17 protein-coding genes are annotated in these 14,968 nt (G+C 64.1%); 3 read left to right on the forward strand and 14 right to left on the reverse strand.

Features of this window, described 5'->3' with window-relative positions; all coding sequences use genetic code 11:
• Window positions 1-224: 224 nt before the first annotated feature.
• Both HALXA_RS10975 and HALXA_RS22365 read left to right on the forward strand, forming a co-directional pair.
• A complete protein-coding gene (locus HALXA_RS10975; protein WP_013880428.1) occupies window positions 225-683 on the forward strand; it encodes a hypothetical protein in 459 nt (152 codons plus the stop codon).
• Window positions 680-832 carry a hypothetical protein gene (locus HALXA_RS22365; protein ID WP_013880429.1) on the forward strand — a complete coding sequence of 51 codons (153 nt, stop codon included), beginning with the start codon at window positions 680-682 and terminating at the stop codon, window positions 830-832. Before HALXA_RS10975 ends, HALXA_RS22365 begins: the two co-directional genes overlap by 4 nt.
• A 58-nt stretch (window positions 833-890) precedes the next feature.
• Here the strand turns inward: HALXA_RS22365 and HALXA_RS10980 are convergent, their stop codons facing one another.
• Complete coding sequence (locus HALXA_RS10980; RefSeq protein ID WP_013880430.1) at window positions 891-1,310, reverse strand: universal stress protein; 420 nt, start codon at window positions 1,308-1,310, stop codon at window positions 891-893.
• Window positions 1,311-1,452: 142 nt separating this feature from the next.
• Between HALXA_RS10980 and HALXA_RS10985 the strand changes: the two genes are divergently transcribed.
• On the forward strand, window positions 1,453-1,668 hold the full coding sequence (locus HALXA_RS10985) for a hypothetical protein (RefSeq protein WP_013880431.1): 216 nt from the start codon (window positions 1,453-1,455) through the stop codon (window positions 1,666-1,668).
• A gap of 53 nt (window positions 1,669-1,721) precedes the next feature.
• Here the strand turns inward: HALXA_RS10985 and HALXA_RS10990 are convergent, their stop codons facing one another.
• The 13 genes from HALXA_RS10990 to HALXA_RS11050 form a co-directional block, all read right to left on the reverse strand.
• Window positions 1,722-2,588 carry a hypothetical protein gene (locus tag HALXA_RS10990; protein ID WP_013880432.1) on the reverse strand — a complete coding sequence of 289 codons (867 nt, stop codon included), beginning with the start codon at window positions 2,586-2,588 and terminating at the stop codon, window positions 1,722-1,724.
• A gap of 126 nt (window positions 2,589-2,714) precedes the next feature.
• Window positions 2,715-3,719, reverse strand: coding sequence for a hypothetical protein (locus HALXA_RS10995; protein ID WP_049895450.1), 1,005 nt, complete (start codon window positions 3,717-3,719; stop codon window positions 2,715-2,717).
• Between the two features lie 60 nt (window positions 3,720-3,779).
• Entirely contained in the window at window positions 3,780-4,367 is a 588-nt protein-coding gene (locus tag HALXA_RS11000; protein WP_013880434.1) for a hypothetical protein, read from the reverse strand.
• Between the two features lie 2 nt (window positions 4,368-4,369).
• On the reverse strand, window positions 4,370-6,010 hold the full coding sequence (locus HALXA_RS11005; protein WP_049895291.1) for a hypothetical protein: 1,641 nt from the start codon (window positions 6,008-6,010) through the stop codon (window positions 4,370-4,372).
• Window positions 6,011-6,150: 140 nt separating this feature from the next.
• Window positions 6,151-7,488, reverse strand: coding sequence for an outer membrane protein assembly factor BamB family protein (locus HALXA_RS11010; RefSeq protein ID WP_013880436.1), 1,338 nt, complete (start codon window positions 7,486-7,488; stop codon window positions 6,151-6,153).
• A 9-nt stretch (window positions 7,489-7,497) separates the two neighbouring features.
• Window positions 7,498-7,875, reverse strand: coding sequence for a DUF3209 family protein (locus HALXA_RS11015; RefSeq protein ID WP_013880437.1), 378 nt, complete (start codon window positions 7,873-7,875; stop codon window positions 7,498-7,500).
• A gap of 57 nt (window positions 7,876-7,932) precedes the next feature.
• Window positions 7,933-9,171: a CbiX/SirB N-terminal domain-containing protein gene (locus HALXA_RS11020; protein WP_013880438.1), complete on the reverse strand. Its 1,239-nt coding sequence runs from the start codon at window positions 9,169-9,171 to the stop codon at window positions 7,933-7,935.
• A gap of 30 nt (window positions 9,172-9,201) precedes the next feature.
• Window positions 9,202-9,915 (reverse strand): hypothetical protein, encoded by a 714-nt coding sequence (locus HALXA_RS11025; RefSeq protein ID WP_013880439.1) that lies wholly within the window; start codon window positions 9,913-9,915, stop codon window positions 9,202-9,204.
• Complete coding sequence (locus HALXA_RS11030) at window positions 9,912-10,178, reverse strand: ferredoxin (RefSeq protein ID WP_013880440.1); 267 nt, start codon at window positions 10,176-10,178, stop codon at window positions 9,912-9,914. The genes HALXA_RS11025 and HALXA_RS11030 overlap by 4 nt, the downstream gene beginning before the upstream one ends.
• A gap of 38 nt (window positions 10,179-10,216) precedes the next feature.
• Entirely contained in the window at window positions 10,217-11,326 is a 1,110-nt protein-coding gene (cobJ, locus tag HALXA_RS11035) for a precorrin-3B C(17)-methyltransferase (RefSeq protein ID WP_013880441.1), read from the reverse strand.
• Window positions 11,327-11,338: 12 nt separating this feature from the next.
• Window positions 11,339-12,211, reverse strand: coding sequence for a precorrin-3B C(17)-methyltransferase (locus HALXA_RS11040; RefSeq protein WP_013880442.1), 873 nt, complete (start codon window positions 12,209-12,211; stop codon window positions 11,339-11,341).
• Window positions 12,208-13,173, reverse strand: coding sequence for a cobalt-precorrin 5A hydrolase (cbiG, locus tag HALXA_RS11045; RefSeq protein WP_013880443.1), 966 nt, complete (start codon window positions 13,171-13,173; stop codon window positions 12,208-12,210). Before cbiG ends, HALXA_RS11040 begins: the two co-directional genes overlap by 4 nt.
• Window positions 13,174-13,400: 227 nt before the next feature.
• Window positions 13,401-14,780, reverse strand: a complete 1,380-nt coding sequence (locus HALXA_RS11050) for an outer membrane protein assembly factor BamB family protein (protein WP_083822840.1) — start codon at window positions 14,778-14,780, stop codon at window positions 13,401-13,403.
• Between the last annotated feature and the right edge of the window lie 188 nt (window positions 14,781-14,968).

The following is a 14,968-nucleotide window of genomic DNA, read 5'->3' on the forward strand; positions in this document are numbered from 1 at the left end:
TCTCATCGGTGTCGCCTCCAACTGCGGCGACCGTCCCCGTCCGCTGATTCGTATTTGTTATGGCCCGTCCAGTGTGCCTGCAGCGCCCATCCCTTTTCGGGTTGCTTATGATCTAAGGATGAGTGCAAAGTACGTCTGGCTTCGGTAAGCTGCGAGCGGTTCTAGATTCGAACTCGAGGGGCAACCAACGCGATATTTGTGGTTGCGGTGACCGTCGGTGAGATATGACCGAACCGTCCGAGATACTTATCCGACTTGCTGACGAGTTCGCAGCCGTCATTCCGGAAGTCGATGCGACGGCTAAACACGGCCGGTGGAAATCCGGGATCGGTCCGTTCGAGGAAGAGAATCAGATCGAACTGATCTTCGAAGCGCTCGAGGACAGTCCATTTCGGGATCGGATCGAGACCGAAGTGACGTATCTCGATGGCGAGCAGCGGTGCGACCTCGTCGTCGACTGCGACGGCATTCGGCTGCCGGTCGAAGCGAAGTTGCTTCGGTTCCGGTACGACAACGGAAACATCGATCCGAACAGCTTCGCGCGGATATTCACGCCGTTTCCGGAGCGGAATTCGTCGTCACTACTGACGGATACGAAGAAGCTCTTCGAGTCCGGATTCGAATCGAAGGTGGCGTACTCGGGCTGTACTATGAGCAGATCGACGAGGAGTACGACCGGATGAGCGCCGAGGCAGTCGCCGAGAAGTTCTGCCTCGATGTCGCCCACTGGTACGATTTCGACGTTGAAACACGACGGATCGCGACGTTCGACGGACTTCGGCATCCGGTATTTCAGCGAGGTGCGGTCATCACGTGGCAGCTTCTCGAGTGAATGACCGAGCTACCGCAGCGTCGAGCCGCTCAGTACCGGGTGCTACGAGTATGACAGCCTACTTATCCACGACGAGCACTGGCCGCTCCGCTTGCCGAACGACGGCGTCGACCGTACTCCCGAGCAGCGCCCCCTTGAACGACGAGCGTCCTCGAGAGCCGATGACGATCACATCGGCGTCCTGCTCCGCAGCGTAGGTCAGAATCTCCTCGTGGGGTACGCCGGTGCGGATCGTCGTCTCGAGCGCCAATCCTTCGGCTGCAGCCTCGAGGTCGGCGAGCACCGACTCGGCGCGCTGCCGTCGCCGTCGGTCAGCCTCCTCGGGATCGACGATCGCGTTGTCGTACTCGGTTCGACTCTCGAGCACGACGATCCCGTAGAGAGGGATGTCGAACTGGCGGGCGAGCGTGATCGCGTGGTCGACGGCCGCCGTGGCGGTATCGCTCCCGTCGGTTGCGACGAGGACCGAATCGTACATGACTACTGGTCGACGCGCCAGCAAGAAAGCAGTACCCCCGGCGATGGGATCGACCGTTCCGGACTGCAGACGTCGGTTGTCATCACGCGACCCGCTCGCCGCGAAACTCGACATCTATATGGGAGCGTTCCCAAGGAGCGGTATGGAAGAGGAAGTTCCAGTAACCCGTCGGGATCTCGGGTTGCTCGTCGTCATCTCGCTCCTCGGCGGCGTCGTCATCGCCTCGGCGCTGTTACCGGTGGAACTGTCGCCACAGTTTCTCAACGCCGTGCTGGTCGGCGCGATGTTAGTTTCCTTTTTCATGTTCATCCCCGTCATGGGGATTCGCATGTTTCTCGAGGATCGGACGGACGACTGATCAGGTCGGACGCGAACCACCTCATTTACGACGCCTTCGACCCGCGCCGCGCGTTAGTCCCGCATCTTGTCCGGCATCGTCGAGAACCGGGCCGTCCCGCGCATATCCGAACGCTTCGACGGCGGCGGTGCCATCGTCGAATACCGCGTGCCACTCCCCGAGGTGCCGCGATTGCCGCGACCGCCGCCCGACCCGAGGTCCGCTCCGAGCAGGCCGTCATCCGACTCGTCGCTTGCCTCGTCTTCCGGTTCCGACCCACTTTCGCTCTCGGCGGCCGCTGATTCGTCGGATTCGCCAGCCGCTTCGGATTCGTCGGCATCTCCGCCACCGCCGAGCGCTTCGAGTCGTTCCTGAAGCTGGCTCACGTCGTCACTGAAATCCGTGAGCGACGACGACATCGCGGACCGCAATCGCTCCTCGAGGTCGCTGGTTCCGCCCCCAGCGTCGCTCGTCGCCTCGTCCGCTTCCGCACCGTTCGAGTCCTCGTCGGCTGACGACGCAGCGGATTCGTCGCCTGACTTTGACTCGGCCTCGACGGAATCGTCCGAACCGGCGCCACTGGAATCGCCGATACCTGCGCGAACGCTGCCGATGGCGTCCTCGAGGCCCTCACCGCGGTCGCCGAGCCGGGAGAGGTGGAGCAACCGTCGAAGATCGTCGACCTCGTCCGGATCGCCCTGCGAGATCGCCGCCGGAATCGAGTCCGGTTCGCTCCCGTCGGGGAGCGTATCCAGTCCGACCGCCTCGAGTAGCTCGTCGGGGTCCGCGGAGTCGAGGATTTCGTTCGCTTCGTCGGCGAGGTCGCGGATATCGTTCGCCGTCGATTCGTCGTCGGCCGTGGATCCGGCCACCAGCGAGCCGCTCTGTTCGTCGGCTCGCTCCAGCAGGTCGGTGACCCGATCGTGTAGTTGTTCGCTCATGGATCTCGTATGCCGTTGGGTCGTTTCGCGTCGTCTCGCGGCGCTTCGGTCTCTCCGGGCCGGGCCAGTTCCCGGCCCAATGCGCCGTCGCGCCGAGCGGGCTTCGATCGCCGAACTCGAACGGTCTTATGACGCCTCCGACTCCGCTTTCTCGTTCTCGTTCTCGCTCTCGTTCGAGTCCGACTCGTCTGTCTCGGAGTCGCTCTCGGTCGCCTCCTCGTCGTCACCCGCTACAGCCTCGATGATCTCGTCGGTCATCTCCTCGCGGCTGAGGTTCGCCTTGACGCCCACGTCCTTGGCGATCGACTGCAGATCCTGGTACGACATGATCCCGAGGAAGTCCTCGAGCGTCTCCCGCCGGAGGTCCTCGAGGTCGTCCGCCGAGGGTTCGGACTCGCCTTCCTCGTCGGTTGTGCCTTCGTCTTCACCCTCGGTTTCGGCGTCCGCAGTATCCTCCGCTTCGGGCTCCTCCTCGGCGTCCGACTCGTCCGCTTCGGATTCGTCTTCGGTTGCCTCCTCTTCCTCGTCTTCGTCGCTTTCGGCGTCCGGTTCGGTCTCCCCTTCGGATTCGTCCTCGTCGCTCTCGAGCAAGCCGTCGAGGCCGCTGGCTTCGCTGGCCGATCCGGCGGCCGACTCGACGGCGTCTCGAGCGCTGGCCGCTTTGCCTTTGGCCTCGGATTCGGCTTCGCTCTCGGCATCGTCCGAGTCCGAGTCTGAGTCCGCGTCAGCTTCTGATTCCGCATCGCTTTCGCCCTCGTCGCCGCCCTCGAGCAGCCCCTCGAGGCTGCCGCCCTCGGTGACGTCCTGCGCCAGCGACCGAACCGAGTCCGTCGCGTCGTTTTCTTCGACGCTCTCCCGGATGGCGTCGCGGATCGCGGCTACGAGGTCCGACTGCATCTCCTTGCGATCCTTCCCTTCCTCGAAGCCCTCCGCGAGCGCCTCGTGGATGCCGCGGCCGATCGCCGCACCGAGTTCGCGACCGACGCGTTCGCCGAACTCGCGACCGACCGCAGCGCCGACCTCGCCGCCGTCGATGCTGTCCTCGATGCTGCCGTCATCGAGGAGGTCGGCGACGTCGAGCTGGTTGCTCACCTCTTGGCTCACCAGCTCCTTCAGTCCGCTCTTACTCACGGCGCTCACCTCGAGGGCGGGTCGTCCGTCGGGTGTCGGGAAGCTGCTGCCACGTCATGGTCAGTCCTCCTCGGCTTCGGCCGCTTCTTCGTCCGCGTCCTCGGCGTCGCCCTCGGACGAGTCGCTGTCGTCGCTCGTTTCGGATTCGTCCGCCTCGCTCTCGTCGTCATCGGCGGATTCCAACTCGTCGTCGGTCGACTCGTCAGTCTGTTCTTCGTCGGTGTCTTCGTCCGCCGACTCGTCGGCCTCGTCCTCGGTTTCCTCCTCGTCTTCAGACTCGTCTTCGTCCCCGGCTTCGTCTTCAGTTTCCTTCTCGCCCTCGGATTCGTCTTCAGCGCCTTCTTCGTCCTCCTCTGCGTCGGACTCCTCTGCCTCGGATTCGTCCTCGTCTTCCTCGGTAGTCCCGAGCAACTCTTCGACGACCATATCGCCGATCGTCCGGCCGATGGATTCGCCGACCTTTCGGCCCACGAGAGCACCGATCTGGCCCCCGAGGGCTTCTCCGAGGGGCTGATCCTCGTCGATCTCGTCCTCCCACTGCGTCCCCTCGACGAGGTCGTCGACGTCGATGTTGTCGGTGATCTTTTCGTAGTCGATGCGCTGGACCATTGACTCGGACTTGGTATCGGTGTCGGATTCTCCACTCATCGTTAGGCTGCCTCCGCTGTCGCGTCGGATTGATCACTCGCCTCTTCCTGCTGTTCCTCGGGCTCTAACTGATCGATCATTTGCTCGAGTACCTGGCTGACGACCGCTGACACGAGTTCCTCAACTGGCAGGCTCGGTATGAGTCCGGCGAGCCCCTCTTTCGCCCGGCTGCCGGCGGCGGATATCGGACCCGGCGATTCGGCCGTTTCGTCCTCGCTTTCGTCGCCTTCCTCCGCCTCCTCGTCCTCCGCTTCGTCCGGCGTCTCTTCGCCCTCTTCGCCCTCTTCGCCTTCGCCTTCGGCCTCGTCCGGCGCTTCCCCTTCTTCGCCGTCGCCCGCTTCTTCCGTTTCCTCCGTCGGCGCTTCATCCTCGCCTTCGCCGCCGAAGAGCCCGCGGAGCCACTCCACCGGCTTGCCGAGAATCCCCTTCACCCAGCTGAGGGCCGAAGATATCCGACCGCCGGATTCAGCTTCCTCTTCCGCTTCTTCGCCTTCGCCCTCGGCCGCTTCCTCACCCTCGGCTTCTTCCTCGCCGCCGAGTCCAAGCAGCCCCAGCAGCTTGTTGAACAGTTCCTTCGGCTTGCTCACCAGGTTGCTGAGGAACTCCTTCGGCTTCTCGAGCAGACCGCTGAGCATCTCCTTGGCCCTCCCGGGAATCTCCTTCAGCTTCCCAGGAACCTTCTTGAGCATCTCGATCGGCTTGCTCAGGAGCTCTTTCGCCTTGTCGATCATCGCACCGGGGCCGTCGAGTAGCCCCGTCACCGCGGACAGAAGATTCCCGAGCAAATTGTTACCGCCCGGTCGCGCGGACACGTCGAGCTGGAGGGGGTTCAGGTTGACCTCGAGGCCGAGTAAATCGAGGAACAGACCGTCGAGATCGAGGTGGAGGACGCCCGAGGCGTCGTCGCCTTCGTAGACCTTTTCGGCGTCGTCGGCGTGCCCCTCTTCTCGATTGTCCTCGGTGAGTTCGCCGGTATCCTCGCCGACGTCCGGTTCTTCCTCTTCGTCGGCTTCTTCCTCCTCCCCGGCCTCCGCTTCTTCATCTTCGCCCTCTTCACCTTCCTCCTCGAGATCCTCTTCTTCGGCTTCTTCCTCGAGGTCTTCTTCGTCTTCCTGCTCCTCGGTTTCCTCGTCTTCTTCAGCTTCTTCCTCGGCTCCTTCTTCGGTTTCGTCGGCCTCTTCCTCAGTTTCCGCTTCCTCGTCTTCGGCTTCTTCGTCCACCTCAGCCTCTTCTTCGGCCTCCGTTTCCTCGTCTTCGGCTTCTTCGTCCTCTTCGGCCTCTTCTTCAGTCTCCGCTTCCTCGTCCTCAGCTTCTTCGTCCTCTTCTTGCTCAGCTTCCGCTTCTTCGTCTTCCGCTTCCTCGGCACCCTCTTCTTCAGCCTCCGAGCCCTCTGACGCAGATTCTTCTTCAGCTTCCGCTTCTTCGCCGTCCTCGTCCACAGGTTCTGCTTCCGTTTCCTCGGGGTCGTCTCCGTCCCCTTCCTCCTCGTCAGGTTCCGACATCTCCGCCTGCCCGCCGTCGGTCATCACCCTTCGATCCGTTCGAGCCGCTCGGTCACCGTCGCGACGGTCGCTCGAGGCGTCCGCGACCTCCACGGGATCGGGACAGTCCTCGGAACCATCATCTTCTAGGCGCGCTGTCATTATGTGGGGAAAACACGAGAGTGAGCGTTGTGGTGATTTCCCTTGCGTGTGCGACTGACCACCGCGTGCCGGCCGGTTTCGAGAACTGATAAAAAAGCGGAACGGCGGAACCGATCGATCGAGTCGACCGTCCCCGAATCCTACTCGAGGGCAGTCACGCGGAGGGCGTACTCGCCGCGAGTCTCGTCCTCGTCGTGGTATTCGACGGGTTCCTCGATCGCGGCGAGGGTTTCGTCATCGGTCGCCGCGGCGGTCGCGATACCTGGAAGGCGCTCGACGGTCGCCGCTCCCGACTCGAGGTCGTACCGCCGGACGGCGTGGGTCTCGGGATCGCGAACGCGGAAGTTCTGCGCACAGGGGGCGACGAGCCGGTCGCCCTCGGCGGCGAGTCCGTGGACGAAGCCGCGGACCGCGTCGTCCCACAGCGGCGTCGCCTCCCGGTCGAACGCGGCGATCCGATGCTCGTTCGGATGGCAATTTTCGGTTTCGCGGCTCTCTTCGGCGTAGGTGTTGCCGGTCACGAACGCTACCCGACCGTCGTTGGCGTGGACGTGGTTCGGATAGGCGTACAGCGTCTCTCCGTCGATGTCGGTCGGCACGGCGAGGTCGACCCGCCAGCGCTCGGCGCCGCCGGGTCCCAGCAGGTAGCCGCGCTTGTCCCCGTGGCTCGCGACGGCGACCGTCTCGCCGTCGAACGAGACGTCGCCGACCCGGCGGTCGCCCTCGGTACCCGGATCCCAGGTCCACTCGAGGGTGCCGGATTCGGTCTCGAGCACCACGAGTCCGGTGTCGTGGTCGCCCATGCAGCGGTTGTAGCCGACGGCCAGCCGCTCGCCGTCGGCGGCCAGGTCCATCGCGATCGGAGAGGCGTCGGTCTCGTACCGCCAGCGGACTGTGCCGTCGGATTCGAATGCGTAGACCGTACTGTGCCACTGACGGGTCTCGCCGTCGCGCTCGTAGCGTCGGGCGGCGGCGTACAACTGCCCCGTTTCCGCGTCGGCCTCGAGCGCGACGACGTAGGGCAAGTAGAAGACGCTGTCCTCGACCGGCTCGCCGACGTCCGCGGCGGTATCGTATCGCCAGCGCTGCTCGCCGGTCTCGGCGTCGTAGCCGGCGATCGCCCCGCTGTCGCCGCGGCCGGCGACGACGATCGTCTCGGCGGTTCCGCCGTCGGACTCGGCCCCGCCAGCCTCGAGCGACGCGATCCCGACCGCATGGTCCGGGTGGTCGACGGTCCATCGGGGTTCCGGCTCGTGCTCGAGTTCGGAACCGGCGCCGGACGAATCGCCCTCGAGCGCGTCGCGCTCGTAGGCGGTCACGATGCCGTCCCACCGTCCGGCGACGAGCAACTCGGCGGTCGCGTGGACCGCAGACCGGGTCCACATGTGGCGACTGCGGGCAGGTTCGATCTCGCCGAGCGAGACGCTGGCGAATTCGCTCGAGCGCTCGGGGACGGCGTCGGATTCAGCGTCGGCCATCGTCTCGACTCACTCGTCGTCTTCGACCGGGAAGGTCTCGTGGAGGGTATCGTGGGCGTCGCCGAGCCCGTCGACGATGCTCTCTCCCTGCGCGCGCAGCCGCTGGACCGCGCGCTCGGCGTCGCGAACCGCGAGCAGTCTCCCCCGAGTGTAGTCATACTCGGGGTCGTCGCTGTCCATCGTAGCGACCTCCTCCTCGAGGTCGACGAGGGCGGCGTCGAGGTGGCGTTCAACCTCTGCGAGGCTCTCAGCGTTCGCCAGCCCCTCGATCGGCCCCTCGAGGTGGCCCTCGAGTTCCTTCTCGGCGTGCTCGCGGGCGCTCTGGTCCCCGACGCCGAGGACGTTCATCAGTCCGAGTCGTAGCGCTTCGATTTCGTGGCAGCTCATAGGTGTGGTGAATTATGGAGTCGTGTTCGTCTCGAGTTGGTTGGCTATCGATACTCCTTACAACGTCTGATCGACCAAGTCGCTCACGATGCGATCCCGATCGAGGTGGTCGGAAACGATCCGTTCGGCGTCCTCGCTCGCGACGTCACCGTACCAGATCCCGTCCGGATAGACGGCGACCATCGGGCCGTCGCCGCAGCGGCCGAGACAGGACGACCGGGTGATCCGGGCGTCGCAGTGCTCGGAATCCCGCACTTCCTGTCGCAGCCGCTCGAGGACCGCCGGCGAGCCCATCTCGGCGCAGGTCTGGTTCATACAGACCGCGACGTGCTTTTCGGGGGCGTCGTGGCTGTGAGGTTCGTCGTCGACGTCCTCCCGGTCGGCGTGGGTCTCTTGGTGGGCCAGCGCGCGCAGCATGGCGCGGGCGCCGCCGACGTCCTCCTCGTAGCCCTCGAGGTCGACCTTGTACTTGCACGTGTCGCAGGACATCTCGACGTTTCCCGACCTCGCTTCCTGCCACCGGTCGGCGAAGACGTCCAGCAGCCGCGAGTCCGTCCCGAGGGGATCGCCGGCCAGCGCGTCGACGTAGGGATAGTCGTCGTCGAACTCCGCGGTCCAGTCCCGTACTCGCTGGGTGAGCACGCCGTCGCCGAGCATGTACGGCAGGACGACCACGGCGTCGGGCCGGTGCTTCGAGAGCCCGTGGAGGGTGTCCTCGAGCGTCGGCTCCGTGACGCCGATGAAGGTCGCCTCGACGCGGTCGAATTCCCGCCCCTCGTAGAGCAGGCGAGCGAGTTTGTGGACGTCGCCGTTGGCGTCCGGATCGCTCGAGCCGCGGCCGCAGAGGACGACCGCGACGTCGTCTTCTTCGCGGTCGACGCCCAGTTCGGCCTCGACCGCAGCGGCGCGGTCGTCCAGCAGATCCAGGATCGCCGGGTGGATGCCCAGGTGGGCCCCGTTGTCGATCGCGAGGTCGTACTCGGCGCGGGCCTGCTCGATCGCCAGCGGCACGTCGTTCTTGACGTGGCTCGCGGCGAACAGCGAGCAGTGGACGACCGTCACCCGGTCGGCGACCGGTTCCAGTCCCGCGAACGCCTCGTCGATCGCCGGCTCCGCCAGCTCGAGGAACGCGGCGTCGACCGGGATACCCAGCCGCGACTCGAGGCCGGCGGCCAGTTCGCGGACCTGCTCGTTGGACTTCTCGCGCCGGGAGCCGTGGCCGATCAGCAGGACGGCCTCGTCGTCGAACGCGGCGGTCGCGCCGGGCGCGGATTCGTCGGATGTAGGTGTGCTCATCGTGTTGTGGCGTTCGTCGTGAGTGGTCGGTTACTCGTCGTCGCCGTACGCGTCGGCCTGCTCGAGGCTCCGCTCGAGCTTCCGACGACGACTCGGCGCGAACAGGCCGGTTTCTTCGCAGTTCTCGTAGAGCCAGGTGCCGAAAGCCGGCGCGTCGGCGTCGTCGACGCCGAACCAGTAGCCGCCCGACGACGTTTCCGAGAGGTCGTCGTAGGCGGCGTCGACGGGACACTCGTCGATCAGTTCCTGCGCGAACGCGAGCAGGTCGCGGTCGTCGTGGACGAACGAGATACCCACGGTGCCGCTCGAGGACTTGAAGCAGATCGTGCCGCAGCCCTCGAGCAGCCCTCGGAGGAGTTCGCGGTCGTACTCGCTGAACGCGCCGAAGCGGTAGTTGCCGCGGCCGTCGACGGGGAGGCCGAGCGCGCCGCTGCGACCGAGGAGGCCGGTATCGTCGCCATCGATCGTCAGCGTGTACTCGTCCTCCGTCCGCGTGATCGACGTATCGTGGGCGTAGTCGCGGGTGGTCGTCTCGTGCTCTAAGTCGCCGCCGGCGACCGCGGCGAGCACCTGCGCCGAGGCCTCGTCGTTCGCCACGACCTCGATGCGGTCGTCGGTCACGTCGCCGCTACCGGCGACGTGGCCCCAGAAGTACGCCGTGGCGGCGTGGCCGGCCAGCGGGTCCGCGGGGACTTCGATCTCGAGCGGTTCGTCGCCGTCGGCGCTCGATCGGGCGTCGCTCATTCGCCCACCTCCCGGACGGCGATGGCGTCCGTCGGGCAGGCCGCCGCGGCCTGCTGGGCCTCGTCGATGCGGTCGTCGTCGAACGTCGCGACGACCCGCTCGTCGGTGTCGGTGACCTCGCCCTCGCAGTCGTAGACCGGGTCCGCGTCCGGATCGACGGTCGCGAGGCCGTCCTCGCCCTCGACGAACCGCGGATCGCGGGTCAGGCAGGCGAAGATGCCGTCGCAGGCGTCCTTCTCGATGGTGACTTCGTATCGTGGCATGCGTGGTAGTGAGTGGTGGTATCGGTCGCGTCGGCGCCTCAGTAGTCGTACTTCGTCTCGTAGCCCCGCGGCGTGACCATCCGGTCGTCCCAGACGTAGGTGTCCTCGGTGCCGACGACGATCGTCGTTGTCATGTCGATAATCTCGCTTTCCCCGAGTTCCTCGAGTTCGCCGAGTTCGGTGATCATCACCTGCTCGTCCTCGCGGCCCGCGCCGTGGACGATGCCGACGGGCGTGTCGGGGTCGCGGTGAGTCAGCAGGATCTCGCAGGCCTTCTGAAAGTTCTCGCGGCGCTTGCGGCTCCACGGGTTGTAGATCGTGATCGCGAAGTTCTCACTCGCGACGGAGTGGAGCCGCGACTCGATCTCCGGCATCGGCACGAGGTGGTCCGACAGTGAGATCGAAACGGTGTCGTTCACGAGCGGCGCGCCGAGGCGTGCGGCGCAGGATTGGGCTGCGGGAACGCCCGGCACTACCTCGAAGTCGACCATCGAGGCCGTCGCGCCCTTCGACTCGAGAATCTCGAGCGCCAGCCCGGCGAGCGCGTAGACGTTCGGGTCGCCGCTGCCGACGATGGCGACGTCGTTGCCCGCCAGTGCGCGGTCGATCGACTCCTCGGTGCGGGAGACCTCGCCGCACATCGGCGTATCGTAGATATCGTCGGCCTGCTCAGTGATCTCGTCCGGGATGAGTTCGATGTAGGTCGTGTAGCCGACGATGTGGTCGGCCTCGAGCAGCGCGTCCTTGGCGCGCTCGGTCATCCCTTCCGGGTGACCGGGACCGAGGCCGACGGCGATCAGTTGGCCGGGTTCGGCGTCGAAGTCCTCGATCGTCGCGCCGACCTCCTTCTCGTTGCCGCTCGAGTCGTCGGAACTCGAGGCGCCGCACTTCGATCCGCTCGAGGACGACGAAGACGAACTCGAGGAGCCGCCGCACTTGGAACTACTCGAGTCATCGCTTCCGCTCGAGCCACCGCATTTCGAACCGCTCGAGTCCGAGTCGGCGCTCGAGGCCTCGCCCTCGGAACTGCTGCTCGAGGCCCCGCATTTGGTGGTGCTCGAAGAATCGGTTTCGTCAGTGCTCGAAGCGCCGCACTTCGAGGTCGATTCGCCGTCAGCGTCGGAATCGGTATCGGTGTCCGTGCTCATGGGTTCGTGGTCTCAGAAGTCGTCGACGTCACGCCCGCCGCGCGGGGTGACGAGGTACGTTCGGTCGTCGTTATGCCAGGTCTCGGTCTCGTGGTTGCCGATGATCAGCGAGGTGCCCATCCCCGAGACTTTGTCGTCGTGGTCGGCAGCCTCGCCCAGGGTCGTGATGAACTGGCTCTCGCCGTTGCGGCCGGCGTCCGCGCGGCCGGCGTCGTTGACGATCGCCACGTAGGCGTCGTCCGTGCGCTCCTCGCGGACGATCTCGACCGCCTGCTCGTAGTTGCGCCAGCAGTTGTAGAGGACGATTACAAAGTCGCTGATCGCCGCCGCGCGGAGTTTCTCCTCGATCTCGTCCCAGCCTCGCCACTTATCCGACAGCGAGACGGTACAGAAGTCGTTACACAGCGGCGCGCCGACGTTGGCCGCGCCGCCCAGCGCCGCCGTCATGCCGGGGACGACCTCGATCGGCACATCCGTCGCCGACTCCTCCTCGGCCATCTTGAAGATGAGGTCGGACTTGCCGTAGACCGACGGATCGCCGCCCGAGACGTGGGCGACGTCTTTCCCCTCGCGGACGTAGTCGAACGCCGCGCGAGCGAGTTCGATCTGCCGTCCCATCGTCGAGCGAACGATCTCCTGCTCGGTGCCGTCTTCGCGGGTCGCGATTCCCTCATCGTCTGTCCGCTCCTCCGAGGGGATGGTGCCGTCGTCGCGCAGGAACTCCTGATAGAGGCTCGAGGCGATGACGACGTCGGCGGACTCGATGACTTCCTTGGCCCGTTTGGTCATGTGATCCGGCAGGCCGGGGCCGATGCCGACCACGTAGAGGGTGCCGTGGTCGTCGGGGGTGCCGGCGCTGTCGGTGGGGGCGTCTTCGACGCTCATTTGCCGATCGCCACCGTCACCTCGTCCTCATAACTGAGTTTCTTGAGGACCAACTCGTGGTCGCGGCCGCCGGCGATCGCGGACGCCTCGGAGACGCCCGGCCAGCCGATCAGTTCCTTCGACTTGGAGGGCGTCGGTCCCTCGTGCTCGAGCAGCGTCTCCTTGTCGAAGGTGACCACGCCCAGATCGAGTTCCTGCGCGGCCTCGAGCAGCCCTTCCTCGTCTTCCTTCCGGGTCGCGGTGCCGACGAACTCGACGTCCTCGAGTTCGTAGTCGGTTTGCTCGAGGGCTTCTTCCCAGGCCTCGAGGAAGCGCTCCTTATCGGCGCCGGAGACGCTGCCGGTGCCGATGACGACGCCATCGTCTTTGTTGCGCTTGAGGACGGTCACGTCGTCGCCGACGAGGACCGCTCGCGGCCCCTCGAGTCGCGCGACCGGTCCGAGGTTCTCGTCCAGCACTGCGAGGTTCGTCTGGACCGTCGAGTCGCCGTTGACCACGTGGGCGTCCATCGCCTTTGCGCGAGACTCGACGCCCTGCTTCCCTGCAGCCTCCGAGGCGGTCGTCATCGCCGGCACGGCGCCCATCGTCGCCAGATCCTGCGCGACCTGATTCGCGCCGTGGTGGCCGCCCGTAATCGGGATCGCCCACGTCAGTTCCTCGTCGACCACGCAGATCGCGGGATCCTCCCACTTGTCGTCGAGCAAGTGGGCCGTCTTTCGCATCGCGATCCCCGAGGCCATCAGCCCGACGAAACAGTCGTACTCGCCCCAGTACTGCTCGAACACGTCGCCGTGGTACTCGATGATGTCGATCGCTTCATAGCGATCCGCGAGTTCGGTCTGGATTTCCTCGGCCGTCTCGAGTTTACGCTCGAAGGAGATGATCGCGATCTCCTCCGCAACTTCGCCGTCACTGTCCGGCGTGGCACAGTGTCCGCTGTCGTCGTTCGTCTCGGAACTCATCGTCTCCCTCCGTTCCGATTGCTGCGTACGCTCACGAGAGAGACAATCAACTCCCTCCCTAATACAACCTACGTTTCTCATATACAAGATAGGTTTACCTAAGCTTATTCTGTAATACTCCGTATTGAGTTGGATATCGGAGTTATTCGGGATAATTGGTCCTCAAGCGACGAAATAGCATGAAGAAAACTGCGAGCGTTCCTCGGGCTACCTCCTCAAGAAGCGGCCTACCCGTCGTTTTCTTCGGTCTCGAGGCGTCTCTTCAACATGTACACTGTAGTACCGAGGCCGGAAACTGCAGCGGGGACGCCGAATCCAGGGAGGCCGTCATCATCAGAATCTGCATCGGCAGCCGACGAGTTCGAACTGCTAGCTCTGGTTCCACTGCTCCCACTGCTGGAGGCGTTACTGCTTTCGGCACTGTTGACCGACGGCAGATCCGCCATTGATGTTGTTGTCTCGTGATGATGGTTGAACGTCCCCAGAAGGACCCGGGAGTCGACGCTGTCGCCATTTTCGGGATCCGCCACGACCGTAGCTGAACCACCTGAGTATTCGTCGAAATCAGTCTCGAGTTCCCATTCAATCTCGCCGGTTCCAGCGTGAACGCCGTACATGGTCTGGTCGCTTCCACCGACACCCGTGTACACCATCCCATCGTAGACCGTTGGAGACGTATCGCCAGGAGTAATGTCGGTGAGCGCCCACTGCTCTTCACCTGTCTTTGCGTCCACTGCGTACAGTCCGTCGCCACCGGTGAAGACGAGTCCGTCGGCGACTGTTGGAGAAAGCAAATCCCCACTCCAAGATGTATCATACGACCACTGCTCCTCGCCTGTTTGCGGATCCAGAGCATACAGGTTGTCGCCGTGGATGTATAACGTGTCGTCGACGAACACAGGCGATGGGGAACCTTCGATCGAATCCGTCACCACCCGCTCTTGTTCACCCGTTTCCGGATCAACTGCGTACAGCGCCTCATCGTAGGCGGCGACGTAGAGGGTATCGTCATAGATAGCCGGCGATGAGTCGACCCAGTCCTCAGGATCGAAGAACGTCCACTCGTGCTCGCCGGTCTCCGCATTGACTGCATCAAGTGTATGATCCCGTGAACCAGCGTAGACAGTATCATTATGAACTGTCGGCGATGAAGTCACGCGATCTTCTGGTAAGTCGAATTCCCACTCCTCGTCACCCGTCTCTGCGTCGACAGCGTACAGTGTATTGTCGAGAGCACCGACGTAAACAGTGCCGTCGACGACCGTTGGTGAGGAGCTAATCGGTCCTGGCTCATCAAAACGCCACACGTTTTCGCCTGTTGTTGCATCAAGAGCGTACAGTCGTTCGTAACTAGAGCCAACGTAAAGCGTTCCATCGACGACAATTGGCGATGATCGCGGTGAACCAGGTCCGCTCCGTTCCCACAGCCTCTCTCCCGTCAGTGCATCGACGGCGATGAGGTTACCGCCATACCCTGAGGCGAAGATAGTGGGACCTGTCGCGGCTTCGTTCTGTAAACTATTGACCACCGTCGTTGTTTCGGCGATGGTCAGGGATCCGCCGATCATACTCAGTACCGACCGGCGGTTTATTGTGGTCATCGTCATATGTTTGTCTCCCTCCTACCATTGTTCCGCGGAACCCAGCCACTGTGTAATCTGATCCCTCGGAGGTCTTTACTGTCTTCCATCTGTTACACTTTTGTTGTGACACTATCAATATTAATCTATCCTCTATAGATGAAATATAACCAAGATATTACTTCGGAATGGTGTAACGTCGGACTAACAAGTAC

The sequence above is a fragment of the Halopiger xanaduensis SH-6 genome, from assembly GCF_000217715.1.
GTDB classification, from domain to species: Archaea; Halobacteriota; Halobacteria; order Halobacteriales; family Natrialbaceae; genus Halopiger; species Halopiger xanaduensis.